Genomic DNA, 23,562 nt, shown 5'->3' with positions numbered 1-23,562 from the left:
TTATAACCGGCTTCTTAGAGCAGTTCATTAGATCATAGAGCAATTGGCAAAATTTCGATTGGAAAGCTGCGAATCAAAAACCAGATTTGCAGTATCAAAAGCCACTGGATCCATTTGATCCGGATACGCTTTTATCCGTTGAAAAATGAAACGATGCACAACAAAAGGTACTAACCTTATGAAAAAAGAGAGAATTCCAAAATTGCCGCTATTTGCGAAAACTATTGAGAACAAAACAGTGCTGTTACTTTTAACGCTTCTCATACTTACAAGTAATTGCTTCGCCCAACAAGGTAATCGCTTGGCGCCGGAGGCTACAGCCACCGAAGATACGCTCTCCTTCAGGGATATTCCGATGTTGAATGAAGGTTTTATCGATCCGTCACCTACCGATAGAAAAGACGGTATCCCAGTGGGAGAATTAGGTGTCGATGGAGGTGACAAAGCGATGATCCTTAAGCTGGCGCAGGAAATCGCTGATGAAAAACATGGTAGTTACGACAGCTTTCTTATTGTTCACAAGGGCAAGCTCCTCTTTGAATCCTATTATTTACGTGGCCGAATCAATCTACCGCATCCGCAGGCATCGGCTACGAAGGCCCATACCAGCCTGTTACTTGGGCGTGCTATCCAGTTGGGGTATCTGGGCATGGCCGATCTGGACAAGCCGCTGGTTCGTTTTCTGAAGGACCTGGATCCGACAAAATTTGTGAAAGGAGCGGAAAAGATTACCCTGCACCAGGCGTTGACTATGCGAGGGGGGCTGGGCATCACTGACGAACAGAGCAAAGAATTCGAGAATAACCCGGAGGCCGTTAAGGGCCAGCAGCTGGTACAGACGCTTCTGGAGCAAAGTGCGCCTATTACGACCGAGTCGCAGCATTTTAAATATGGCAACTACAACCCAAACCTGGTCATGCAGGTGATAGATGCCGTAGTGCCGGGCTCTGCTGAGGATTTTATTAAAAACGAACTTTTCGGTAAAATGGGTATTACAAATTACCACTGGCTTTCGGAGTTTGGTCTGCCAGCCGCAGGATGGAAATCGAGTGTAACCTCGCGGGATATGATCAAGTTGGGTATCCTGGCAATGAACAGGGGAAAATGGAATGGCGAACAGCTAATCCCGGAAGCCTTTGTCTCGAAAGCAATCAGCAGGATACTTGTTACCGGCGATGACGATGTTTTTGGCGGTGGAAAAGATGTCTCTACACAGGGGTACGGATATTTCTATTGGAATGCAGATCTAAAATCTGGTACTAAAGGCTATTACAGCGCATCTGCACAGGGCGGCGGCGGCCAGTATATTATTCTGATCAAGGAGCTTGATTTGTTGATCGTGGTTACAGCCCATGAACGCGATGACAGTACCCTGCAACTCACCGCGGAGCGGATTCTACCGGCGTTTATGACACAGTAGACACATTTTCCGTACCTCCCTGTTAATACGAAGGAAACTGACTCCATGCCATGTTTCGGAACATCTTCCAAACGTTAAGGAATCCGGTAAACTGTAGATTTGTTCATTTGGAGATGGAGCCGTCCCACCAGTACCCCTATGGATAGGACCGTTTCGTTCCACTCAAATTCTTTTAGCAATATGTTGACCGATCTGGTTTTTTTGGTATACCCTATGTAAATTTATTGCAACACAGTTGCAATAAAAAAATTGTTTGCTTATTTTTGCAACTCAATTGCATTTAAGACCGCAATATTTATGATGCAAGGTATAGGTCAAATGGAAAAACTAAGTTATTCTGACTTACTTGGAGCAGTTGCCAGTGGCCTTTGTGCTATCCATTGTGCCCTGACCCCAGTGTTTTTTGCTGCCAAACCTGTTTTGGAAAGTACTATGGGTCAACACAGTCACGGAGAAGGGGTTTGGGCACTATTGGATTACCTTTTTTTGATCTTGAGTCTTGCCGCGGTTTGGTACTCCGCAAGACACACCAATCATATTCGGATTAAGAGGGTATTATGGGGAGCATGGGCCGTTTTTGCAATTGGACTTTTATCCGAACCCTTTCATCTTCACCACGGGAAGTGGTTCATGTATATTGGTTCCATTACCCTGGTCGTAGCGCATGTGTACAACCACCGCTATTGTAGGATGTCCCCACTGAAAACACCGATAGATGATACCAACAAACATTCTGAATGACAATGCCATTATTGGCAACGACATAGGAATATTGCAGGACATTTATCTGAAAACCAAAAATATCGCTATTTACCAACGCAGGACAGAATCATTGACGAAAGGGCTGAACCAGGCCGTAAAGCAGCCAATAGAATGTCGGGCAAATGGTAAAGTGGAAGAAATTACCCTTTCCTTGAACTACTATTTTACCAACTCACTACACTTAAATGAGAACCTATTGGAGGACATTTTAAGTCTTTTGAGGCTATTCAAACAAGTAACCAAAGTATCCTCTTTCAGCGTCTTACTGGCCACAGTCAATACCAACATGTGACGTAGGTTCCATGCTGACAATAATGAACTGAGGATGCTCTGTACCTATTATGGTACATTGTCGCGCGATCCATGGAACCTGACAATTGTTTTTCTATCTCAGATAAGGCTAAAGGTTTTGGGTTGCCCATGAAGAGTTCTAGAATGGCCAAGTGCTTGGAGGTGATGCGCTTGTTCCTTCTTTTTAAAGGATCCATGGCGCTTTTCTTATTTATGTCATTGACGTTCAAATAAGACTGTAGAATTCGTTGCGTAGGTCTATATCATTGAATCGTCCTCCATATTCCAATGTAGTAGTCCGGCTGGTCTTATCATTTACGCCACGGGTGGACACGCAAAGGTGCTCAGCCTCTACCACTACAATAATATCCTCGGTCTGAAGTGCCTCTTTTAGCTCGTTGAATATTTGTAAGGTCATGCGTTCTTGTACCTGGGGCCTTTTCCCATAGTATTCCACTACGCGGTTGATTTTTGACAAGCCAATGACCATACCGGAAGAAATATAGGCTACATGCGCCTTTCCCGTTATGGGTAGAAAATGATGTTCACAAGCGGATGAAAACGTGATATCCTTCTCCACCAACATTTTATTGTACTGATATTTGTTTTCAAAGACAGACAGCGATGGCTTATTTTTGGGATTTAGTCCCTGAAAGATCTCTTTTACATACATCTTGGCCACACGGTAAGGAGTGCCTCGCAGGCTGTCATCGGTCAGATCCAGACCCAACTCTTCCATGATGCCCCCAAAGAGCTTTTCGATGTTCGCCATTTTTTCCTCATCGGATTTAACAAAGGCATCTTCCCGCAACGGAGTGTCCGCGGAAGTCATGACATGGTTGTTCCCGTTAAGGTCGTGTTGTTTTCGTTCTATCAATTTTTCATCTATTTTCATAGCTATTGTAAATCTTTAATGAATTGAAGTGTGTTTTTTTTGGTGTCCACATTCCTGTAAAAACAAGCTTTTCTGTGTTTACCGTGCTTATTATAGGTATGGCACACACCATCACCCTGCAGTGTAACCTGATAGACAAAAGCATCCTGATCGCAATCCACCAAAATAGCATCCACTGTCAAAAAATCCCCTGAGGTTTCTCCCTTTACCCAAAGTTTGTTGCGGGAAGTGCTCCAAAAAGTAGCGAGACCGGTTTTTATCGTTTTACGTAATGCTTCCGCGTTAATGGACGCCAGCATCAGAAGTTGTCCGGAGTTTGTTTCCTGAACCGCCACGGGCAGCAGGCCACCGCGCTTATCAAACTGGGGTGTGAACTCAATTCCCTCCTCCAGTTCCAAGGCTTTATAGTTATCTTTTAGGCTCATCATATATTTTCTTTTTTGGAACGGGATCGTATCCCTGTGTGCCCCAAGGGTGGCATCTTAAAAGTCGCTTGGTTCCCAAAATCAGGCCTCTTAGGGCACCCCATTCCGTAATGGCATCGATTATGTATTGTGAACAAGTAGGTTGATGCCGGCAACTGGAAGGTAAGTAGGGTGAGATGGCCACTTGATAAAAGCGCACCGCACTTATCATAATATGTTTTAGTATATGCGTCACGGCTTTTAGGATAGCTCCTTCTAGACCTATGGACAACCCATACAACCCACAAGGTGCATTGCGTAGATGAGGTCTATTCTTTGATATTATCGATTTTTATCGCGATTGCCTTTATTTCTTCCAGTAGGTGTTGCTGTACCTCCAAGTGCTGTTTTGGGGTCAGTTCCGGGTGCGCATCATGATGATGATGGTCGTGATCATGGCCCGAATGATCGTGACCTGAATGGTCGTGTTCTTCCTCAAAACCAGGCACTTCTACCAGCTGCTCGTCCCATGCCTCAAGCGAACGGCTGATGGACTGTAGATCCTTTGTATACATTTTGACGAACAAGGAGTCCGTATTGGCTTTTAGATGGGCCACTTGGTCCTGCGTCATCTGACGAATTTCAATGGCTTCTTGATGAAGTTCGAATGCCTGTTGCAGGTCTTCGCCCTTTTGTTTTTTATCACCACAGGCAAACGATAGGGCCAGTATTCCAAGTATGAGAATACGAAGTTTACGTAGGCGTACTAGGCATGTTCTTTGTATCATTCCATTTTGTATTTATTGTTTTAACGGCACTTTGCTCTAGCTACATACCCATGCTGCATGATTTTTCATCCAAGATTACTATCATTTTCATTAATGCAATACAGTTGCAAATATAAGGGGTATTCCAATAAATGCAACTGTGTTGCATTTAATTAAGTCAAGTTGGCCAAAAAATAGGAGTAAAATGGATTGATTTCTGTGCGAAACAAAGGAAGATGAAATATAGCTATCTCAATATTGAAAAATAGCCCTTTTTGGAACTCTTGTCCGTGAATTGAAAGTATTGTAAACAAGAGATCAGTGCCCTGTGAGGTAACCGTACAATTGATAGGCAAATAGACCTATCCCTGCCAGTACCAGATACCAATTCACTGATTTGTAAAAAGCCGGAAACTGTTTGTATTTTCTCGAAAGCGTTAGTATAAAAACAATGGGAATCAAGGCCAAGACCTGTCCTACTTCCACACCAAGGTTAAAGCACAGGATCTTTGCCAAAAATTGCTCCTTGCCGATGTCAAAGGACTGTAACCTTGTGGAAAGCCCAAAGCCGTGAATCAATCCAAAAAGACCGACCATGAATAGTAAATTAGGTGATTTTACCTTTAATTTTTCAAAACCACCCAAATTCTCAAATCCCTTGTACAAAACGCTTAGGGCGATAATGGCATCCACCAGATGTTCATCTGCGGTAATCCCTTCATAGGTGGCACCTATCAAAGTTATACAATGTCCTATCGTAAACACTGTGATGAACTTCAAAATGTCCATAAAGCTATTCAGATAGAAGATAACCCCAGTCAGAAAAAGTAGGTGATCATAGCCGGTGAGCATGTGTGTTGCGCCTACCTGAATATAGGCCCACAAACCACCATTACGTAAAATCTCCTGATCGGCACTTGAAACATCATGGGCAAATCCCATAAGCGGAAGTAACCCTACCAATAGCGACAGTGCCCACCTTAAATTCCCGTGCATCGTCAGTTCCTTCTTCTAAAGATCAAGAATAACAATCCTATGATAAGTAAGCTCCCCAATATAAAGACCCAAGTAGGAAGATTATGATCGTGGTCATGATCATGCGTGTGTGTATCCGGACCATGTTTGTGGCTTACTTCAAAAGTAAGTGTCGCCCATTTGGACCTATGGGTCAGTTCATCACTGTCGGTAGCCCTGGTCATGTAAATGGTCCGTAGATAATAGATTCCGTCTTCAGGTAGATTTACCAGAACCCTTCCTTGGTCATCGGTACGTAATTGTTGACCGCTGGTATGGGTATGCGATTCCTCTTTTTTCGATTTGTGGGAATGCCCGTGCCCTTCATCGGAATGGGGAAGGTTATGGGAATGTGATTCCCCATCGTGTCCGTGCCCATGATTGGAAGCATTGTGTGTATGGGCGTGGGGCCCTTTCAGAAAATTGGCATAGACCAGTTGATCGGATAAGGGTTTACCATCCAGCAACAACTGTACTTCCAGTTTTTCGCCACTATATTTTTCATAAGGATTCGCCTGAGGAACAAACTCAATGGGATAACCAAGTACCGCACTCCAGTCGTTTGTTTTGGTTTCACCTACCTGATAGATGGCCTTTACGTGTTTTTCATAACTTTCTACTGCATCTTCATCCAATACGCTATCCCGCTTCCGTTGTTCCAGCATATCCAAAACACCATCGTGTTCCAGATAGCTGTTAAACTTTTCAGCCGTGAGCTCTATGTTCCTTGCCTTGGTGGAGACACCGGCTACATACGTTCCTGCTTCACCCGTATTAAAGGTTAATTGTGTAATGGTAGTGTCTTGGTCTTTCCATTGTCCCGGGGCAATGGTTAGCCTTTCGCCCAGGGCGATGACCGAAGCGTCCAGCATACGATCCCGAGCGATAGTATTTTCGCTCTTTTCAAACGTCCCATTGTAGAGGCTCAAGGTCGCCTCTTGATTCGGCTGCAAGAAATAGTTGCCCATTTTTATATACAGATCATGGCTGCACAGCAAAACAATTAGTAGTAGGTAAAAGAGTTTACGCATAAATAGAAATTTTAGCTTCAAATATACGGGCAAAACATACGCGAAGTTGAGGACGCGTACTAGGAATATTAAAAATAGTATGGTTTATGAAGTTTATTGTTATTTTAGAATCCGGAAAGGGTTTGGATATAATTGAGAAATAACGATTTTACGTCCAGACCTGAGTAGCAACCGATTATATTACCTAACTAAAACATGGTTCGAAATTCCCTTTTTATTCTACTGATGGCACTGCTCATCGGTGTCTCTTGCAAGACCGACAAAAACAAGAAATTCCAGGTTGTACGTTCCAAGGAACTGGCTGCTAAGAACAAGGTCCACAATCAATTGCTCGAAATAGAAAAGGAGCAGGGTTGGGAGTTACTTTTTGACGGTAAAACCCTTACCGGTTGGCACCTTTACAACAAACCCGACTCGACCCGATTTTCAGCATGGGAAGTACAAAACGGCCATATTTTTTGTAATGCCACCGATGAGACCAAAATCTTTGGGGATTTGGTGACCGATAAGGAATTTGAGGACTACGAGCTGACGTTCGATTGGCAGATGGCACTCAGGGGAAACGGAGGTGTTTTTATCAATGTACAGGAGTCCCCGGAATATAAGGCTACCTATGAAACGGGACCAGAATACCAACTATTGGAGCCCGCACATATGGATACTAAGACACCTATGAAACGGCCAGGTTGTCTGTGGGGATTATCACCACAATTGAACCAGGTTGATGCCAAGCCGACCGGGCAATGGAATACCACCAGAATCGTACAACAAGAGGGAAAAATTAAATTCTACCTCAACGGTACATTGACCGCGGAAGAAGATTTAACGTCATTGGATTGGAAAAATAAAATTAACGCATCGAATTTTAAAGACGCACCCGGTTTCGGTAAAGCGACCCAAGGGAAGATTGCGCTGCAGAACTGGTACTTTGAATCTTGGTTCCGCAATATAAAAATCCGTGAGCTATAGTAAAAGCGTAACAGGCCTCCATGGCCGGCAGTTCCGGTTTCCGGGCATTAAGGGTGGCTTGGACTTAGGTATGGTCAAATGAAAAAGGCCCGGTAGACCTTTTGAGAAGAAGCGGGCCCCAGCGCTGGCCCAGTTTGTATTACACTACCTATTCAAGTTTCTTTTGTAACCGTTCTTTCATGGTAGCCTTATCTTCCTCGGAAAGTGAAAACAATTCAATACGTTCACACAAAGACGTAAGCTTACTGTTCTTTTCAGAGAATTCGGCACACTCCTTACAAAATAACAAATACACTTTAAGTTGCAGTACTTCCCACCAAGTAGCTTCCCCATATTGGGTTTTGGTGCAAATTTGCTTTGCTTTTTCAAGAGATATTTTCATACGTCTAAAACCATTCTATATGGCCGATTTTAGTTCTTCATTTTCAATAGGTATAACTTCACCTTCGCTAAAAGTGTCCGTGACACCCACTTCCGACCAATCGCCATCTCCACAGTCGGTAGAATTAGTAATCCTTACTTCAGTCCTGTCTTTTTTTTAAGTTTATTTTGCGGTAAGCGTCAATGACCTTTCTTTCCAAAGCGGTAATCGACCAACTCCTTTGGGTAGCGTCTCCCTTTTGGTTTTTAGCTGATTTAAGTCGAGCAATGAATATCTCCCATACCCAAGATATCGACACCTTACCAAGGTTAAACAAAAGTAGGATTAATTCCCTGACCACTGAAATTTAATTTATCCGTTGTTGTTTAGGTGATGAGGTAAAAAGCCATGAACAAACACGTGTTGCATGGCCCTATCCCGATAGCTATCAGGAGGAAGGGAAAGCGTGTGGAATGCATATATTTTATCCTTTCAAATAGGCATCTACCTGTTTTCGGTAGCTTTCGCCAATTGGGATCTCAATAGCTTCAATTTCAACGTCGCATGCCGTGTAGGCGGTTATATGATCACCGTTCACGATATAGCTGCGATGCGTACGTAAAAAACGTTTGTCCAATAGTTTGTGAAATGTGCTAATACTGTATTTTATGGTATGTCTTACGGCCTTATCCTTTGTATGTATTCTAATATAGTCCTTTAGGCTCTCGATATATAAAATAGCTTCGTAGTATACCTTTATCTGTTTTCGATCCTTTCGGATAAAGATAAAATCGTCTTTTGCGGATGGGATCGTTTCAATAGTTTCTTTGGGTTTTTGTACGCTTTCAAATTTTTCGATCGCCTTAAAAAAACGGGCAAAGGTGATGGGCTTCAACAAATAATCCACGGCATCCAACTCAAAACCTTCTACGGCGTAATCGCGATAGGCCGTGGTAAAGATCACTTTTGGTTTTTGCGATAGATTCTTAAAAAAATCGACCCCTTTTAATACGGGCATTTCAATATCCAAAAACAATAGATCTATAGGGTATTCCTTTAATAACGTATTCGCCTCAATGGCACTCTCACAAGCCGCCACCAGCTCAAAGTCCTCAAGTTGTACGAGATAATTGGTGAGCAATCTCCGGGCCAATTCTTCGTCATCCACGATCAAACATTTATAGGGCATAAGCGGGAATATTTAATTGTACCTTATACGTGTTGGGCAAATTGTCAATGTTAAGCTTATACCTATTGGGATAAAGCAGGTTTAATTGCATCGTGATATTTACCAAGCCCACGGCTTCATCTCTTTGGGTCGGGTTATCTATGTTCACCGTTGGTTTTGTGTTGATTATGGAAAATGTAAGGGTTTCATCGGTTACATCCAACGAAATGTCTATTTCGGCCTCATCCAATTCCTGGGTAACCCCATGTTTAAATGCATTTTCAATAAAAGTAAGCAGAATAAGGGGTGCAATTTTTGCGTTGGTAGGGTTACTTTTTTTAAATGTTATGTGGACACGTTTGCCATATCTGATTTTTTCCAAAGCCAGATAATTTTCAATTAAAGCGACTTCTTTTTCAAGCGATACATAGTTGTCCTTACAGCGATACAACATATAATCCAACATTTCCGAGAGTCGTTCGATCACTTCGGGTGTCTTATCGGAACGCTCAAGGGCCAGGGCATATAAGTTATTGAGCGTATTGAACAAAAAATGTGGATTTAATTGGTTTTTTAACGCGCTCAATTCCGCAAGGCGTTTTTGCTCGCGCAATTGCAATACGTCCTGTTGGTTTTTATACAGACGATACGTAAAGAGCAGGGCTGCCGGTGTTAGGAACTTTACCGTTTTACTAAAAAAATAGCTGGGATCCAGTAATTGCGCGCCCAATGATGATTGGGCGTAGCTCTTGGCCAAATCATTGTAGGTTTCTATATAGACGACATCAAAATAATACTTTCTTATTGCGGCATACCCTATAAAAATGGCGATAAATATAATGAGCAGGACTACCGTAAAAAGGACATACTTTTTCCGGTTGAGCAATTTCGGAATAAGCAAATCCAGCAACAGGTAGGCAAGGATAATCTGCGGGACCATCAAGGTAATCGTACTCTCCATAAGGTGTTGGTAATCTTTAAAGAACACCATATTGGAGGTAATGATGAAGTACGCAAAAACACTCAACCAAAAAAACAGGTGTCGTATAATTCGGGAATTGAAAAGTGCTTTCATGGGACGTTCCGCCTAATCTTCAAAAATAAGATTTCTTGACGCCGCCTGTGCCCATTTTCGTCGAAACCCGCCACAACGGTATATCAATATCCTGTTTTGGTCTATAAACTTACCTTTTTCGGTTTATATACGCTCAATCGCCATTGGTCTACTTTTCAAAACAGGGGTGCTTTTTGGTTATAGGTTTGTCATGAACCGTAAAATATATCACGATGAAATCACGCGCTCTTCGACTTTTGACCTTCCTGCTTATAGGGGGTTCCGCTCAGCTGCTCTTTGCCCAGACATCGGATTATGCAATGGTTGAACATACCATCAATGCGTATCTGGAAGGCGATACCCATAAAGATTTTGAAACCTTGAAAACGGCCTTTCATTCGGATGCCACCATGAAGTATGTGTCCTCAAAGTCCGGTTACCAGGAATATAATGCCCTGGAAGTGTTTGCAGCAGAAAAAGGCCGTGAACCCGAAAAAAACAGGTCCAATAGCATTGCTTACATCAGCATTACGGGAAAAGCGGCACACGCCAAGCTGGAAATCACCTATCCCAAAAGGGTAATGGTAGACTATGTAAATCTGCTGAAAATAGAGGGTGAATGGAAAATTGTCAACAAGATTTTCTCGTTAAAGCCGAACGGAATGTAACGGGGCGCATGGGGTTTATAAAGCATTTCGTTTTTATGCTGCTCCTGTTAAGTTCGACAAATAGTTGGGCACAGGATACCTTGGAAATACAATTTTTGGAAGAGTCCATAAAAGTTGATGGGAAACTAAACGAGGACGTTTGGAACGCACTTCCAACCTATACCAACTTTCACAATTACCTGCCCACGGATATGGGTTTGGCCAAAAATCAGACTGAGGTCAAACTATTTCACAATGGTGAATACCTATTTGTTTCAGCAGTCTATAAAGACACTACAAGCAAGGTGCAATTAAGCTCGTTGAAACGCGATGATATTGCCAATACCGTTGCGGAAAGTGAAACCTTTGTGTTTATTATGGATACGCAATCGCAGCAACAAAGTGCGTATTATTTTGCCGTAAATATGGGAGGGGCGCAGGTAGATGGATTGATAGAACGCATCAACGAAGGGTTTAGCTTAAGTTCCAATTGGAATACCGTATGGAATGCAGCTACACAGGTAAACGGTACAAACAAACAATTTGAGCTGGCGATTCCCTTAAAAAACTTAAGTTTTAATCGGGATAATGGGGCCATTGCCCTGCAGACGTATGTACGTGATATTAAAAACAACTCGTGGACGATCTTTACCGATTTAAGCCGTAATTACCGCTTGTTCGACCTGCGGTTTTTTCAATCCTTTACCATTGACCATCTGCCCAAGACCACGGCAGCCCGTTTTGCCGTTGTACCATCCGTGACGATGAATACCAATAATGATCGAGTTATCGATGATAGTGAGACCCGGGTAATCCCAAGCCTTGACGTTCAGTACAACCTCAATTCGTCCTTAAAATTGGATGCAACCATCAATCCTGATTTTTCACAAATAGATGTCGATCAACAAGTAACGAACTTAACGCGATTTGATGTCTTTTTTCCGGAACAGCGCAATTTTTTCCTTGAAAATGCCGACCTGTTCTCGAATCTTGGCCCGGATGATGTCAATCCTTTTTACTCCCGCCGTATCGGGCAGGAAACTGCCATGCAATTTGGCTTGAAGTTATCGGGCAATGTTGCCCAAAAAACGCGTTTAGGCATACTTAATGCACAGACGGAGGCCGAAGACGGGCTACCCTCACAAAACTTTACCGTGTCGGTAGCGGAACAACAATTGGGCCATCGTTTTGCGGCCACCGGTTTTTTTGTAAACCGCCAGGTGACCGATGGTTTTGCGCTGACCGATGACTATAATCGCGTTGCGGGAATGAACCTCAACTACAAGTCCCAAAACCGAAAATGGATAGGTATCGCCAATGTTGCCCAGAGTTTTACTACGGATATTTCTGGAAAAAACAATTTCTATAACCTCGGCATGTTTTATAATGTTCGCGGTACCGCATTGGGTGCTTCCCTAAGGCAGGTGCAACGTAATTATGTGGCCCATGTAGGATTTACGCCACGGCTGTTTAATTTTGATGCCGAACAAAATGTCACCATACGGGAAGGCTATACGCAAAGTAGTGTATATGGGGTTTTGACCAAATTTCCCGAACGGTCGGGGAACATCAATGAATTCCGCTATTTCAACGGATCTAGTGATATCTATTGGGACGAAGATGGAACCTTGCAACAATCCACATCATTTTATAATACGGCACTGTTTTTCAAGGAACTTTCTGCAGTTTATGTTAATCTATATCACGATTATGTCAACTTAAAATATGCCTTTGATGCCTTGGGGAACGGCAATGCCCTGGCTCCGGACGCGTATCGTTTTTTTAGGGCACGGGTCGGGTATAACTCTGCCCGAAACAGGAACTTCGTGTATCGGGTATTTGCCCAATATGGTCAGTTTTACGATGGTTTGAACACTTCGGTCGGTGCAACGCTTAACTACCGCCTATTGCCTTTCGCCAATCTTTTGGTGAACTATCAATTGGACGATCTGGACTTAAATGAACTGGGACGTGAGACTTTTCACCTGGCACAATTTACGGGCGAGGTATTTTTTACGAATCGGCTTAACTGGACAACCTATGTGCAATACAGCACACAGAACGATAACCTGAACATCAATAGCCGCTTGCAATGGGAATACAAACCACTTTCCTACGTCTATATAGTGCTCACCGATAATTTTAATGAACAGTTGGCACGTACCAATTGGGGTGTAGCCGTAAAGGTGAATTACCGCTGGGATTTTTAAGGGATCTCGAAGCATTCATTTTAGACAGATTATGCCTATCCGCCTATGGTGGGTAACTTGTGCTTTGGGTAGGCCTAGTGAGAAAGGTCCGGTAGACCTTTTGAAGAAGGAGCGAGCCGCAACATTGTCCCAGTTTGTGCTAAACCACCTGATTACAGTTTCTTTTGTAATCGTTCTTTCATGGTAGCCTTATCTTCCTCGGAAAGTGAAAACAATTCAATACGTTCACACAAAGACGTAAGCTTACTGTTCTTTTCAGAGAATTCGGCACACTCCTTACAAAATAATTAATAAACTTCAAGTTGTAGTACTTCCCACCAAGTAGCTTCTCCATATCGGGTTTTGGGTGCAAATTTGCTTTGCCTTTTTAAGAGATGTTTTCATACTTCTAAAACCATTCTGCATGGCCAATCCTAGTTTTTCATTTTCAATAGTTTTATCTCCACCCTTGCTAAAAGGGTCTGCAAAGTGTTCTTCGTACCAATCGTCTCCGTTTCAGTCGATAGAATGGTTAACCCTTACCCCTGGCTTGCTTTTTTGGTCTATTTCGAGGTAATGGTATGTGGCCTTTTCTTCTAAAACGGCAATTGACCAAGTCCTTTCGGTAGCATCTTCTTTATGGTTTTTAGCGAATTTAAGTCCAGCGATGAACGCCTCTTTTATCAAAAGATTTAGGCACCTTGCTAAGGTTCCATAAAAGTATGACCATTCTCAGACAACCGAAATTTTATTTGTTAGTTGTTATTTAGGTGATGAAATAACAAACCATGAATAAACACTTATAGCGCAGCCTGACGAGCCTGTCCTGAAAGAAGTCGAAGGGTAGGAGCGGAGCGTCGTATTTAATACACATTTAGGAATACCATACCATTTGTACTACAACCGGCAAAACAAGATTGATCAAAATATGTAAAAGCATCAATTCATATAAATTCTTCCGCAATACCATAAAGAGACCGAATACGAGTACAACAAAGGTCAGGGCATAGGTCATCGGAATTTGCCATAGATGATAGAAACTGAACAATAGTGAATGAATCCACCAATTGTGTTTTCCCAAAAATGCACTTTTTTTCATTAAATAGCCTCTAAAATAGACTTCTTCCCCAACAAAGTTTCCAATAAAAAGTAAAGCGAGCTGCCATGGATGGAAGCCATACATCGTTTCGTAATTAGCAAAAATACTGTGCTCTGGAGTCTTGAGTACTTCCACAGATTGCAAAAACGAATGTACTTTGGGGAATACAATTCCCATATAGGGCACTACAAACAACAGTACGATAAGGAAAAATAAAGGTGTTATCAGAAGGATTCCCTTTAGTGATAGTTTATCAAGATTCAGCGCTCTTAAAACACCTGTCCAATTAAGCTGTTCTTTTACACGTAACGCATAAAGGGGGTAAGCCATATGCCAACCAAAGGTCAATGCTATCAATACCCAAAACTGATACTCTCTCGAACTTAAATGAAATAGGGATGACAATGAATCGTGTACAAATCTAATGTTGATCAAAAGGGTAAACACAATACCAGGCAACAAATAGTTGGCTATGGCCCAGAACTTTTGTCTCCGACTCTTTGCTTTTAGAAGGTTCTCGTAATACGCGTAATGCGGATGTACAGCTGTAAATAACGTTTTCATTTTTATGATTTTTCCCAAAACAAATGATCTGCCAATTCCAAATCGACTCAAATGCTGTTTTGAAACCAATTCATAAAAATGATTGAGGTTCGTCTTTTATGAAACTAAGGGTTATTCCTTTTAATATATTCCGAAGGCGTCGACCCTACATGTTTTCTGAAGGCCCGGTTAAAAGAGGGTTTTGAATTGAAGCCACAATCATGGGCCAAGGCGAGGAGCGTCTTTTTTTGATGCTCTTGATTGTCAATTTTTGCGGTCAGTTCCCTTACACGGTATTTGTTGATGTAATCATTAAAATTATTTCCGTGTTGGGAATTAATGATTTCCGAAAGTTGATTGGAGCTTACCCCCAGCATTTTACTTACTTTTTTGATAGTTAAGGTTGCATCGAGAAATGGAGAGGTCGTTTCCATCAATTCTTCCAACGCTTTGAAGAGCTTATTCTTTTCAATAGCACTAAGTGCAGATGCATTGTACTTCGGTTTAGTAGCGGATTTTTGAATTTGTGCGCTATGTGGGATGAATATGGGGGCGATCCGGATGCCCCAAAACCCTAAAATCATCAAAAAAAGGCTATATGCAATGTTACCAACCAGATTTTGTGTAGCAACCAATGATTTGCTATGTAAAAGTAAATGTCCCACTGGGATAATAAGAAGAATGCCAATACCTACGATCAAAAAAAATATCCAAGATTTGATTTGTTTCGTTTGATTTTCATCCATAATGGTATTTTTAACCAGTCTGTAGGTCATTAATAGGTATATTCCGGTCAAGACAACTTTTGCCGAGAGTATTATAACTGGTTTTTCCCAATAGTGAGGCAGTAAATGAATGACTACATAGGCATAAATGACCACGCCAAGAAAATGCACCGGAAGCCTTATCGGTTTTTGATTTTGCTTCAGGAATACCACAACATAGGAATACAGAAAGACGCCATGGCAATACGACAGTAGTTCATTGGCATGGATTAATAAAGTGCGCTGATTTTCCAATTGGTTAATAGAAATGAGATGTATAGCGAAAATTCCCATCCAAATAATAAGTATAATATCCTGAACACCTTTTCTTTTCTTGCTCACCAGCAGAACAATTGTCATCAAAAGGATGGAAAGCGATACGGTTAAAAGTTGATTATACATGGTTCAAATTGCCATTATTAGCAAACAAATCAAGTGATTGGCAATTTATGAATTTTAGGAAGTCGTCTTACATTAGTACAATTGTTGGGCACAAAACCAACAGACCACGTGTGGTATAGTCCACCTTTGGCGGATTACTTTGCCATGACGTGGTCTGTACGCAACTAAATTCAAGTGAATAGGGCATTGCGTTGTACCTTCTTCCTTGATTCAATTTCAAATCGACCTCCCAAAGGGTCGGCAAACAATAAAGCCGAAGCCATTATTCCCTATATTTATATACCGATACAAACCGACTTTATGAAGAATACGCGCTACGCCGGGTTGATGGTACCTCCACCCTCCGGTTTTGGTTTCTTTCAACAAAAAACCTTCGCCCAAACGATTCGAATCTATTTTTTGCTTTTCATCATGTTGGCCGTTACTGGCCTTTTTGCCCAGGAAGAACCAAGTATCTCGGAAAAACTGGAAGCAATTGCCATCATCGACCAGAAAGTAATGATGCCCATGCGCGATGGTATCCGCTTGGCCACGGATATTTATCGTCCCAAAACCGATGGAAAGGTTCCCATTATTTTTTCACGGACTCCCTATAATTTCAATTCATGGGGAGATGGTAAAGAACAGACCCGTACAAAGGAGCGGGCCTATGAAGCGGTAAAACGGGGGTATGCCTACGTGGTTCAAAATGAACGGGGACGCTATTTTTCGGAAGGGGAGTGGGATATCCTTGGGGTGCCCCTTACTGATGGGTATGATGCCTTTAGTTGGATGAAGGATCAACCCTGGTCCAATGGAAAAATCGGTACCCTTGGCTGTTCCAGCACTGCGGAATGGCAGATGGCGGTCGCTGCCTTGGACCATCCGGCACATGCCGCCATGGTACCCCAGGCCTTTGGTGCCGGAGTTGGCCGGGTGGGCGACCTTATGGAGCAAGGCAATTGGTACCGCGGTGGGGTAGAGCAGCTACTTTTTTTTGCATGGCTCTATGGGGTGGAACACGATACGTTCAAACCCCGTATTCCAGAGGGCGCCACCCAAGAAGATTTGATCCGCATTTCAAGATTTTACGATCTGGCACCGGAGAATCCGCCGGTAGATATGTCCGAAGCCTTAAAACACCTTCCCATTCAAGACATTTTAAAGAATATCAATGGCAAAAAGGAAATTTTTGATAAGATGGTACGTCGCAAGCCCAACCATCCCGATTGGTTTACGGGCGGCCTGTACCATGATGATATGGAAATCGGCACGCCTAGTTTTTGGTTCGCCTCCTGGTATGATGTGAGTATCACACCGAATTTGGCTTTGTTCAACCATGTGCGAAATACGGCCAAGGATCCAGAGGTTCGGGACAATCAATATTTGGTCATTGCGCCCACTTTACATTGCAGGTTCACCAGGGCCACGGAAAACACCATTGTCGGTGAACGCAACGTGGGTGATGCCCGCTTAAACTACGACGAACAGATTTATGCGTGGTGGGACTTATGGTTAAAGGAAAAGGACAATGAATTTAAGGAAAGGACACCCCGGGTACAGTATTTCACCATGGGAAGGAATATGTGGCAATCCGCAGAACAATGGCCGCCCAAGGATGTTAAAATGACGACCTTTTACCTCAATAGTGGCGGCAATGCAAACACCTTGAACGGCGATGGTATTCTGACCCAAAAGAAACCGAAACAGGACAATCCCGATGACTTTGTCTATGACCCCATGAATCCGGTGACTTCCCACGGCGGCAATGTGTGCTGCACGGGTAACGCGGTCCAGGGTGGTGCGTTTGACCAACAAGTGATGGAAGAACGGGATGATATTTTGGTGTATACCACCGATGTTCTACAAGAAGGGGTAGAGGTGACCGGCTTTATCGAATCCACTTTATTTGTATCCTCGGATATAAAGGATACCGACTTTACCCTAAAACTTATTGATGTATATCCTGATGGAAAGGCCTACAATTTGGATGAGACCATTCAGCGTGCCCGTTTTCGGGAGGGCTACGACAGGGAAGTCTTTATGGAAAAAGGAACGGTGTACCAAATCGATTTGACCCCCATGGCAACAAGCAATTACTTTGAAAAAGGCCATCGCATTCGGATTGAAATATCGAGTAGTAATTTTCCAAGGTTTGCACGAAACCTGAATACGGGGGGTAACAATTATGATGAATCCGAGGGCATAATCGCCAACAATAGAATCCACCATAGCAAAAAGCATCCGTCACAGATTCGAATTCCGATCCGGAAATGATGTATTTGGGTACCATAGCTCCATAAAGACCGTTTTAAGGTGTCTTTTTGGAATTTGAGTTTTTCGCTTAGCGTTTTGCGCTTTGCGCTTAGCGTTTCAAGTTTCAGGTTTGGAATTTGGAATTTGAGATTTGGTGCTTCGACTATGCTTACGCTAGCCCTCTTCGCCGTAGTCGCAAAGCTACGAAGGCTGAAAAGCTTCAGCGACACGCGTACGCTCAGCATGACATATTGGGTTATCGAAAGTTAAGTTCTAAATGTTGAGTTTTGGAATTTGAGATTTGAGTTTTGCGCTTATCGTTTCTAGTTTCAGGTTTGGAATTTGGAATTTGAGATTTGGAATTTGTGATTTGGTGCTTCGACTATGCTTACGCTAGCCCTCTTCGCCATAGTCGCAAAGCTACGAAGGCTGAAAAGCTTCAGCGACACGCGTACGCTCAGCATGACATATTGGGTTATTGAAAGTTAAGTTCTGAGTGTTGAGTTTTGGAACTTGAGTTTTTTGCTTAGTGTTTCGCGCCTTGCGTTCAGCATCTAGCGCTTAGCGTTTCAAGTTTCTAGTTTCAGGTTTGGAATTTGTGATTTGGAATTTGTGATTTGGTGCTTCGACTATGCTTACGCTAAAGCTTCAGCGACACGCGTACGCTCAGCATGACATACTGGGTTATCGAAAGTTAAGTTCTAAGTGTTGAGTTTTGGAATTTGAGTTTTGGAATTTGGAATTACCTAAGGGCTTTCCCTATTCCCGAGACTCCCAAGTCAATCCATAACACGCTTCCAATACTTGGCCATGGTCTTCCTTAGGTGTAAGGTAGTGTTCTCGCGCTCGTTTATACGATGGGATCGCATGGGATAGGACATCATATCGAACATTTTGTTGTGCTTGATGAGTTCGTTGGTCAAGCGTTCAAAACTCTGATAGTGTACATTGTCATCCGCCGTTCCATGGATGATCATGAGATTTCCTTTTAGGTTTTTGGCATGGGTTATGGGCGAACCCGCGATATAATTGGCTTCATTGTCTTCCAATAGGCCCATATACCGCTCTTGATAAATATTGTCATACAACCGTTGATCGGCCACAAAGGCCACCGCCAAACCCGATTTATAGATTTCCGGATATCGGAACAAGCAGTTCATGGTCATTTGACCGCCCCCGCTCCAGCCCCACATACCCACTTTGTCGGTATCGATAAACGGGTAGGTCTTGAATAGTTGTTGGGCCGCAGCGGCTTGGTCATGCGCCGCCAAAATTCCGATTTGGCCATAAATGGATTTTCGCCAATCCCGCCCCCTAGGCGTCTTGGTACCCCGGTTATCGATACTAACGACCACATAGCCCTGTTGGGCCAGATAGTGGTGCCATAGATCCCCGCCTTGCCAGGCATCTTGAACGGTGGACCCTGCCGGTTCCCCATAGACATAAAAGAGAATCGGGTATTTATTTTCCGGTTTAAAATTAGCGGGCTTTATCATCCAGGCATCCAAGACCACCTCGCCTATATCAATTTTAATGAACTCCTTGGGTGTCAACCCTAGCGCATTCATTTTGTTGGCCAATGCCGCGTTGTCCTCCAGGATCCGGATCGGTTTGTGCCGCTGCAGATTAATCAAGGACATGATTTGGGGTGTCGTTGTGTTTTGAAAGGTATGAATGGCGTATTGGGCGTCCGCCGAAATTTGATAGGCATGTTGCCCCAATTGATCGTTTGGACTAACCCGTTCCGGGGCACTGTTGCCATCGATTTTACTGCGGTACAAATAGCGTTGGGTATAATTATCGGGCGAAGCAATGTAATATACATAGCCTCCTTTGGGTTCGATGCAATTGATCCGAACCACGTCCAAATTTCCCTGGGTAATGGTACGCCATTGTTTCCCATCCCGTGATACCTTATACAAGTGCAACCAACCATCCTTTTCGCTGGTCCAAGTGAAGTATTTGCCATTCTCCAGCCACATAATATTGTCATGTATATCCAACCAGGCATCGTCCTTGTCCGTGAAAATGGTATGCAGCGCCATGCTTTTCGTATTGCCAATCCAGACCGTATTGGAATTCTGCCTCCTATTCAATTGTTGGATCATCACCTCATCGGAATCGGGAATAAAATCCATCCGGGCCAAATAGTTGCTAGTGGGGTCGCCGGGAATGGCAAACCATTGGGTAGTGCCACCACGGGCACTCACTACCCCCACTTTTACCTCGGAGTTTTTAGTGCCTACTTTGGGATACGGAAGCGGAAGCGGTTTTGAATAAATGGAGTCCACATTATTGATCATATAGAACGTCCCGATGTTCTTGGTGTTGGACTGCCAATAGGCGATTCGTTCCCCATCCGGACTCCATCGAAACCCATCCCTGCACGACAGTTCTTCCTCATAGACCCAATCAAACGTACCATTAATAATGTTCGCATTGCCATCAAAGGTAATTTGGGTCGTTCGGCCGGATTCCAGATCATCCACATAAATATTGTTCTTACTCACGTAGCCGACCCTTGAGGCATCCGGTGAAAACTTGGCGAACATCAGGGTGCTGGGTTCCATGGATTTCCCCAATTGTGTAAGAGTACCCGATGCCAAATCCAAGACCCAATAATCCCCTCGGGTATGGTAGCGCCAAACTTTTCGGGTATTGGTGAAAAGCAACAATTTGGAATTATCCAAGGACCATTCGTAATTCCGAATGGACAAGGGCGCGGATGCCCCGGTCGGTATCAACTGTTCAGCCGACACCAATACCGATCTTTTTCCCGACCTGGCCTCATAGCGTATGATATCGTTTCCCCCAAATTCCGGATTTTCCTCCAGGGTAGAGTAGCCGGTATTGTCCTTCATCCACCGTACGGGTCCATATGCCTTGGCGGCATAGGTGCCGTGGGTATACATATCTTCAAGCTTTAGGGTTTCCTGCGCAGAAACAGCAAATAGAATCAGTAAAAAAAATAGGAGGGAAAGACCGGACTTCATTGGTATGATTTTGGTTACACCCCAAAATAACCAAAAAATAGGGGAAATGGGATCGACCTCCAATTTTTCATCGCAGTACAAAACGGATAAAAGGTCAGGTGAAAGAGGATAACGAAATCTTTAGCTTCGCTCCATCTTCAATATTACAAAGGCATTATCGTCACTACCGTCTCCATCGACGTCGTATTCTACTGATCCGGTGATGGTGAACACTCCGTCATTCAAAGAACCTTGCAAAATTTCTGGATCATTGGGTGCATCATCGTATCTCACTGTAAACAATCCTTCACAGAACGCCAAATCTCCAGTAGTCGATTCGCTCGACGCACCACTTTCTGTAATAAGCAAGGTAAATGCACCATTGGATTGAACATTGAGCGTTGCTGTCCCGCCTTCTGCAACAACATCAATTTGTTGCGACGTTCCAGGAATGTCAAAATTAGCCTGTGTTGCGGTCCAGTTTCCGACCACATCCGATATTGAAAAATTAGGCCCATTAAGGGAACAGTCAGAAAAGTTAATCCCCCCTTCATCATCCTCATCACTGCTACAGGACATTAGTGAAACGCTTGAAGCAAGCAGGAACGAAATAAACAAAATATTTTTGACCATCGATTGCTATAAGGATTTTTACTTGTCAGTCTTTAAGATACAAAAAAATATAAAACACTGTATTTTAATAGTTTAAATGCATCCTGTTCCATTGTCATGCAAACGCTAGTGAATTTTATTTATAAATAAGCTTAGATAAATGAAATATTCAGTGGATGGTATCATATGTGGGCCAGCCGTAGTGTTGGAGTAGTAATGCCAGGCGCCAACCCGCTTAAAAATTAAATGATTGAGAATCTTTTCATTGTCTACCGACCAGACCCCATACTTTATTCGTATATAGTACGTTATATATAACGTGGATGTACTTCGTGTCTGTGGTCATGTTGGGGGTGAACATGAATTTGCCACTACATAAGCTAGTAAAAGCGCTCCAATAACTTAATATGGAATACTATGGCCCCGATCACCTCAAATCCGTTTTCCCAGATAACTTTCAAACTAAAGCTCACCTATACCACAACGCAATGGATTGGGCTGTTTTTGTTGTCCCTGCTGGTGGGCTGTAATAACTCGGAGGATGCCGAGTCGCCCGAAGAAGGAATGAATCCGGGCGATGAAATTGTGGATTTGGAAGGAGTTGCCCTCACTTACAGAAATCAATGTGGCGGTTGCCATGGACAGGATTTGGGTTCCTTTGTGGAACGCGAATGGACCTATGGGAATTCCCTGGAAGAGGTGATACAATCCATAACGGATGGGTATGCGGACAATGGCATGCCCGCTTACGGATCGGCTTTGGCCGCACAGGAAATCGAGGATCTGACCAATTATATCCTTACCGAGATCGATGGAAAGACCAAAGCGATGTTGGAGGCGGAGAACCCCGATTTGTCGGGTTTGATCACATCCGATGACCTGACCTTCCGATTGGAGACCCTAACCGATGATATTCCCGGCATTCCCTGGGGTTTGGAACAATTGCCCAATGGCGAAATTTTGGTGACCGAGCGCGGGGGAAGGCTATTTTTGGTAGGGAATGATAAGCAATTGACCGAAGTTACCGGTGTCCCCGATGTGGCTTCGCAAGGGCAGGGGGGCTTATTAGATGTCCTTATACATCCCGATTTTGAAAACAATGCATTCGTTTATCTGTCCTATTCCCGGGTAAACCCCAATAATTCGTCCGAGCGGACCACCGCTGTGGCCAGGGCCAGGCTGCAGGGCAACAACCTGGTTGAGGTGGAGAACATCTTTACGGCACTGCCGTATCTCAATAGTGGCCAACATTTTGGGTCACGACTCGTATTTGACAACAATGGCTACTTATTTGTTTCCGTAGGCGATCGCGGAAACCGGGATGCCTATCCTCAGGATTTGGACAATTCCCACGGAAAAATACATCGCATCCATGACGACGGTGAAATTCCGACCGACAACCCTTTTTATACTACCCCCGGAGCGGTCAATTCCATTTTCACCTACGGCACACGCAATCCCCAGGGAATGGACCTGCATCCGGAAACTGGAGCGGTTTGGGAAGGCGAGCATGGGCCCCAGGGCGGTGACGAAATCAATATTTTGGAAGCAGGGAACAACTACGGTTGGCCCGTGATTTCATACGGTGTCAATTACGATGGCAGTTCATTTACGGACCTTACGGAATTGAACGGCATGGAACAGCCCGTATATCACTGGACCCCTTCCATTGCGCCCTGTGGCATGACCTTTGTATCCAGCGATTTTTATGGAAATTGGAGAAATGACCTGTTCGTCGGCTCGCTCAAATTCGAATACCTCCATCGTTTAAAGATGAACGGCAACACAGTCGTTGGTCATGAAACGTTATTGGAGGATATCGGCCGGGTACGTGACGCACAAATGGGTAGGGACGGTTATCTATACCTAGTGGTAGAGGGCCCCGGTAGATTGATACGCCTGGTGCCCGAGCAATAACGCTCCATTTGTTTGAGGTTGGATGGCGTGTTTCATACCTAATCGC

At 43.6% G+C, this 23,562-nt stretch carries 21 protein-coding genes and 1 pseudogene; 9 read left to right on the top strand and 13 right to left on the bottom strand.

Annotated elements, in window-relative coordinates:
* The first annotated feature begins 178 nt into the window (after positions 1–178).
* The 4 genes and pseudogenes from ACO06Y_RS16725 to ACO06Y_RS16710 all read left to right on the top strand — a co-directional run.
* The gene (locus ACO06Y_RS16725; RefSeq protein ID WP_422080147.1) at positions 179–1,420 is read left to right on the top strand and encodes a serine hydrolase domain-containing protein; all 1,242 of its coding nucleotides are present in this window, start codon (positions 179–181) and stop codon (positions 1,418–1,420) included.
* Between the two features lie 297 nt (positions 1,421–1,717).
* A complete protein-coding gene (locus tag ACO06Y_RS16720; protein WP_422080146.1) occupies positions 1,718–2,161 on the top strand; it encodes a MerC domain-containing protein in 444 nt (147 codons plus the stop codon).
* Positions 2,136–2,474 carry a hypothetical protein gene (locus ACO06Y_RS16715; protein ID WP_422080145.1) on the top strand — a complete coding sequence of 113 codons (339 nt, stop codon included), beginning with the start codon at positions 2,136–2,138 and terminating at the stop codon, positions 2,472–2,474. The genes ACO06Y_RS16720 and ACO06Y_RS16715 overlap by 26 nt, the downstream gene beginning before the upstream one ends.
* Positions 2,475–2,606: pseudogene (locus ACO06Y_RS16710) on the top strand (DUF1826 domain-containing protein); the annotation flags it as partial.
* Between the two features lie 93 nt (positions 2,607–2,699).
* On the opposite strand, the gene folE reads toward ACO06Y_RS16710, so the two are convergent.
* The 6 genes from folE to ACO06Y_RS16680 all read right to left on the bottom strand — a co-directional run bounded on the left by folE (position 2,700) and on the right by ACO06Y_RS16680 (position 6,584).
* The gene (folE, locus tag ACO06Y_RS16705; RefSeq protein WP_422080144.1) at positions 2,700–3,368 is read right to left on the bottom strand and encodes a GTP cyclohydrolase I FolE; all 669 of its coding nucleotides are present in this window, start codon (positions 3,366–3,368) and stop codon (positions 2,700–2,702) included.
* Positions 3,369–3,370: 2 nt separating this feature from the next.
* Positions 3,371–3,796 (bottom strand): phosphoribosyl-AMP cyclohydrolase, encoded by a 426-nt coding sequence (locus ACO06Y_RS16700; protein WP_422080143.1) that lies wholly within the window; start codon positions 3,794–3,796, stop codon positions 3,371–3,373.
* The gene (gene yidD, locus ACO06Y_RS16695; protein WP_422080142.1) at positions 3,777–4,028 is read right to left on the bottom strand and encodes a membrane protein insertion efficiency factor YidD; all 252 of its coding nucleotides are present in this window, start codon (positions 4,026–4,028) and stop codon (positions 3,777–3,779) included. The genes ACO06Y_RS16700 and yidD overlap by 20 nt, the downstream gene beginning before the upstream one ends.
* 73 nt (positions 4,029–4,101) lie before the next feature.
* Positions 4,102–4,560, bottom strand: a complete 459-nt coding sequence (locus ACO06Y_RS16690; protein WP_422080141.1) for a hypothetical protein — start codon at positions 4,558–4,560, stop codon at positions 4,102–4,104.
* A 297-nt stretch (positions 4,561–4,857) separates the two neighbouring features.
* On the bottom strand, positions 4,858–5,535 hold the full coding sequence (locus ACO06Y_RS16685; RefSeq protein WP_422080140.1) for a HupE/UreJ family protein: 678 nt from the start codon (positions 5,533–5,535) through the stop codon (positions 4,858–4,860).
* A 2-nt stretch (positions 5,536–5,537) separates the two neighbouring features.
* A complete protein-coding gene (locus tag ACO06Y_RS16680; protein ID WP_422080139.1) occupies positions 5,538–6,584 on the bottom strand; it encodes a DUF4198 domain-containing protein in 1,047 nt (348 codons plus the stop codon).
* A 195-nt stretch (positions 6,585–6,779) separates the two neighbouring features.
* On the opposite strand from ACO06Y_RS16680, the gene ACO06Y_RS16675 reads away from it, so the two are divergent.
* On the top strand, positions 6,780–7,553 hold the full coding sequence (locus ACO06Y_RS16675) for a 3-keto-disaccharide hydrolase (RefSeq protein WP_422080138.1): 774 nt from the start codon (positions 6,780–6,782) through the stop codon (positions 7,551–7,553).
* A 148-nt stretch (positions 7,554–7,701) separates the two neighbouring features.
* On the opposite strand, the gene ACO06Y_RS16670 is transcribed toward ACO06Y_RS16675, so the two are convergent.
* The 3 genes from ACO06Y_RS16670 to ACO06Y_RS16660 all read right to left on the bottom strand — a co-directional run bounded on the left by ACO06Y_RS16670 (position 7,702) and on the right by ACO06Y_RS16660 (position 10,157).
* Positions 7,702–7,935, bottom strand: a complete 234-nt coding sequence (locus ACO06Y_RS16670; RefSeq protein ID WP_422080137.1) for a hypothetical protein — start codon at positions 7,933–7,935, stop codon at positions 7,702–7,704.
* A gap of 463 nt (positions 7,936–8,398) precedes the next feature.
* Positions 8,399–9,103, bottom strand: coding sequence for a LytR/AlgR family response regulator transcription factor (locus tag ACO06Y_RS16665; RefSeq protein WP_422080136.1), 705 nt, complete (start codon positions 9,101–9,103; stop codon positions 8,399–8,401).
* Positions 9,093–10,157: a sensor histidine kinase gene (locus ACO06Y_RS16660; RefSeq protein WP_422080135.1), complete on the bottom strand. Its 1,065-nt coding sequence runs from the start codon at positions 10,155–10,157 to the stop codon at positions 9,093–9,095. The genes ACO06Y_RS16665 and ACO06Y_RS16660 overlap by 11 nt, the downstream gene beginning before the upstream one ends.
* A 212-nt stretch (positions 10,158–10,369) precedes the next feature.
* On the opposite strand from ACO06Y_RS16660, the gene ACO06Y_RS16655 reads away from it, so the two are divergent.
* Positions 10,370–10,804, top strand: coding sequence for a nuclear transport factor 2 family protein (locus ACO06Y_RS16655; protein WP_422080134.1), 435 nt, complete (start codon positions 10,370–10,372; stop codon positions 10,802–10,804).
* Positions 10,805–10,812: 8 nt separating this feature from the next.
* Positions 10,813–12,993: a DUF5916 domain-containing protein gene (locus ACO06Y_RS16650; RefSeq protein ID WP_422080133.1), complete on the top strand. Its 2,181-nt coding sequence runs from the start codon at positions 10,813–10,815 to the stop codon at positions 12,991–12,993.
* Positions 12,994–13,846: 853 nt separating this feature from the next.
* On the opposite strand, the gene ACO06Y_RS16645 is transcribed toward ACO06Y_RS16650, so the two are convergent.
* Positions 13,847–14,635, bottom strand: coding sequence for a CPBP family intramembrane glutamic endopeptidase (locus tag ACO06Y_RS16645; protein WP_422080132.1), 789 nt, complete (start codon positions 14,633–14,635; stop codon positions 13,847–13,849).
* A 104-nt stretch (positions 14,636–14,739) separates the two neighbouring features.
* The gene (locus tag ACO06Y_RS16640; protein ID WP_422080131.1) at positions 14,740–15,720 is read right to left on the bottom strand and encodes a helix-turn-helix domain-containing protein; all 981 of its coding nucleotides are present in this window, start codon (positions 15,718–15,720) and stop codon (positions 14,740–14,742) included.
* Positions 15,721–16,080: 360 nt separating this feature from the next.
* On the opposite strand from ACO06Y_RS16640, the gene ACO06Y_RS16635 reads away from it, so the two are divergent.
* Positions 16,081–18,036: a CocE/NonD family hydrolase gene (locus ACO06Y_RS16635; RefSeq protein ID WP_422080130.1), complete on the top strand. Its 1,956-nt coding sequence runs from the start codon at positions 16,081–16,083 to the stop codon at positions 18,034–18,036.
* A 758-nt stretch (positions 18,037–18,794) separates the two neighbouring features.
* On the opposite strand, the gene ACO06Y_RS16630 is transcribed toward ACO06Y_RS16635, so the two are convergent.
* Together ACO06Y_RS16630 and ACO06Y_RS16625 are read right to left on the bottom strand one after the other, a co-directional pair.
* Positions 18,795–21,008: a S9 family peptidase gene (locus ACO06Y_RS16630; RefSeq protein ID WP_422080129.1), complete on the bottom strand. Its 2,214-nt coding sequence runs from the start codon at positions 21,006–21,008 to the stop codon at positions 18,795–18,797.
* Between the two features lie 120 nt (positions 21,009–21,128).
* Positions 21,129–21,620, bottom strand: coding sequence for a hypothetical protein (locus ACO06Y_RS16625; protein ID WP_422080128.1), 492 nt, complete (start codon positions 21,618–21,620; stop codon positions 21,129–21,131).
* A gap of 396 nt (positions 21,621–22,016) precedes the next feature.
* On the opposite strand from ACO06Y_RS16625, the gene ACO06Y_RS16620 reads away from it, so the two are divergent.
* The gene (locus ACO06Y_RS16620; protein ID WP_422080127.1) at positions 22,017–23,516 is read left to right on the top strand and encodes a PQQ-dependent sugar dehydrogenase; all 1,500 of its coding nucleotides are present in this window, start codon (positions 22,017–22,019) and stop codon (positions 23,514–23,516) included.
* Positions 23,517–23,562: the final 46 nt, after the last annotated feature.

The sequence above is a fragment of the Ulvibacterium sp. genome, assembly GCF_965228935.1.
Classification (GTDB): domain Bacteria; phylum Bacteroidota; class Bacteroidia; order Flavobacteriales; family Flavobacteriaceae; genus Ulvibacterium.
This window is presented reverse-complemented; position numbering and strand designations above follow the sequence as displayed.

Bases quoted from the DNA above. Each gene is read 5' to 3' on its own strand.
- ACO06Y_RS16725 (WP_422080147.1), top strand. From the start codon at position 179: ATGAAAAAAGAGAGAATTCCAAAATTGCCGCTATTTGCGAAAACTATT.
- ACO06Y_RS16720 (WP_422080146.1), top strand. From the start codon at position 1,718: ATGATGCAAGGTATAGGTCAAATGGAAAAACTAAGTTATTCTGACTTA.
- ACO06Y_RS16715 (WP_422080145.1), top strand. From the start codon at position 2,136: ATGATACCAACAAACATTCTGAATGACAATGCCATTATTGGCAACGAC.
- folE (WP_422080144.1), bottom strand. From the start codon at position 3,368: ATGAAAATAGATGAAAAATTGATAGAACGAAAACAACACGACCTTAAC.
- ACO06Y_RS16700 (WP_422080143.1), bottom strand. From the start codon at position 3,796: ATGATGAGCCTAAAAGATAACTATAAAGCCTTGGAACTGGAGGAGGGA.
- ACO06Y_RS16690 (WP_422080141.1), bottom strand. From the start codon at position 4,560: ATGATACAAAGAACATGCCTAGTACGCCTACGTAAACTTCGTATTCTC.
- ACO06Y_RS16685 (WP_422080140.1), bottom strand. From the start codon at position 5,535: ATGCACGGGAATTTAAGGTGGGCACTGTCGCTATTGGTAGGGTTACTT.
- ACO06Y_RS16680 (WP_422080139.1), bottom strand. From the start codon at position 6,584: ATGCGTAAACTCTTTTACCTACTACTAATTGTTTTGCTGTGCAGCCAT.
- ACO06Y_RS16675 (WP_422080138.1), top strand. From the start codon at position 6,780: ATGGTTCGAAATTCCCTTTTTATTCTACTGATGGCACTGCTCATCGGT.
- ACO06Y_RS16670 (WP_422080137.1), bottom strand. From the start codon at position 7,935: ATGAAAATATCTCTTGAAAAAGCAAAGCAAATTTGCACCAAAACCCAA.
- ACO06Y_RS16665 (WP_422080136.1), bottom strand. From the start codon at position 9,103: ATGCCCTATAAATGTTTGATCGTGGATGACGAAGAATTGGCCCGGAGA.
- ACO06Y_RS16660 (WP_422080135.1), bottom strand. From the start codon at position 10,157: ATGAAAGCACTTTTCAATTCCCGAATTATACGACACCTGTTTTTTTGG.
- ACO06Y_RS16655 (WP_422080134.1), top strand. From the start codon at position 10,370: ATGAAATCACGCGCTCTTCGACTTTTGACCTTCCTGCTTATAGGGGGT.
- ACO06Y_RS16650 (WP_422080133.1), top strand. From the start codon at position 10,813: ATGGGGTTTATAAAGCATTTCGTTTTTATGCTGCTCCTGTTAAGTTCG.
- ACO06Y_RS16645 (WP_422080132.1), bottom strand. From the start codon at position 14,635: ATGAAAACGTTATTTACAGCTGTACATCCGCATTACGCGTATTACGAG.
- ACO06Y_RS16635 (WP_422080130.1), top strand. From the start codon at position 16,081: ATGAAGAATACGCGCTACGCCGGGTTGATGGTACCTCCACCCTCCGGT.
- ACO06Y_RS16630 (WP_422080129.1), bottom strand. From the start codon at position 21,008: ATGAAGTCCGGTCTTTCCCTCCTATTTTTTTTACTGATTCTATTTGCT.
- ACO06Y_RS16625 (WP_422080128.1), bottom strand. From the start codon at position 21,620: ATGGTCAAAAATATTTTGTTTATTTCGTTCCTGCTTGCTTCAAGCGTT.
- ACO06Y_RS16620 (WP_422080127.1), top strand. From the start codon at position 22,017: ATGGCCCCGATCACCTCAAATCCGTTTTCCCAGATAACTTTCAAACTA.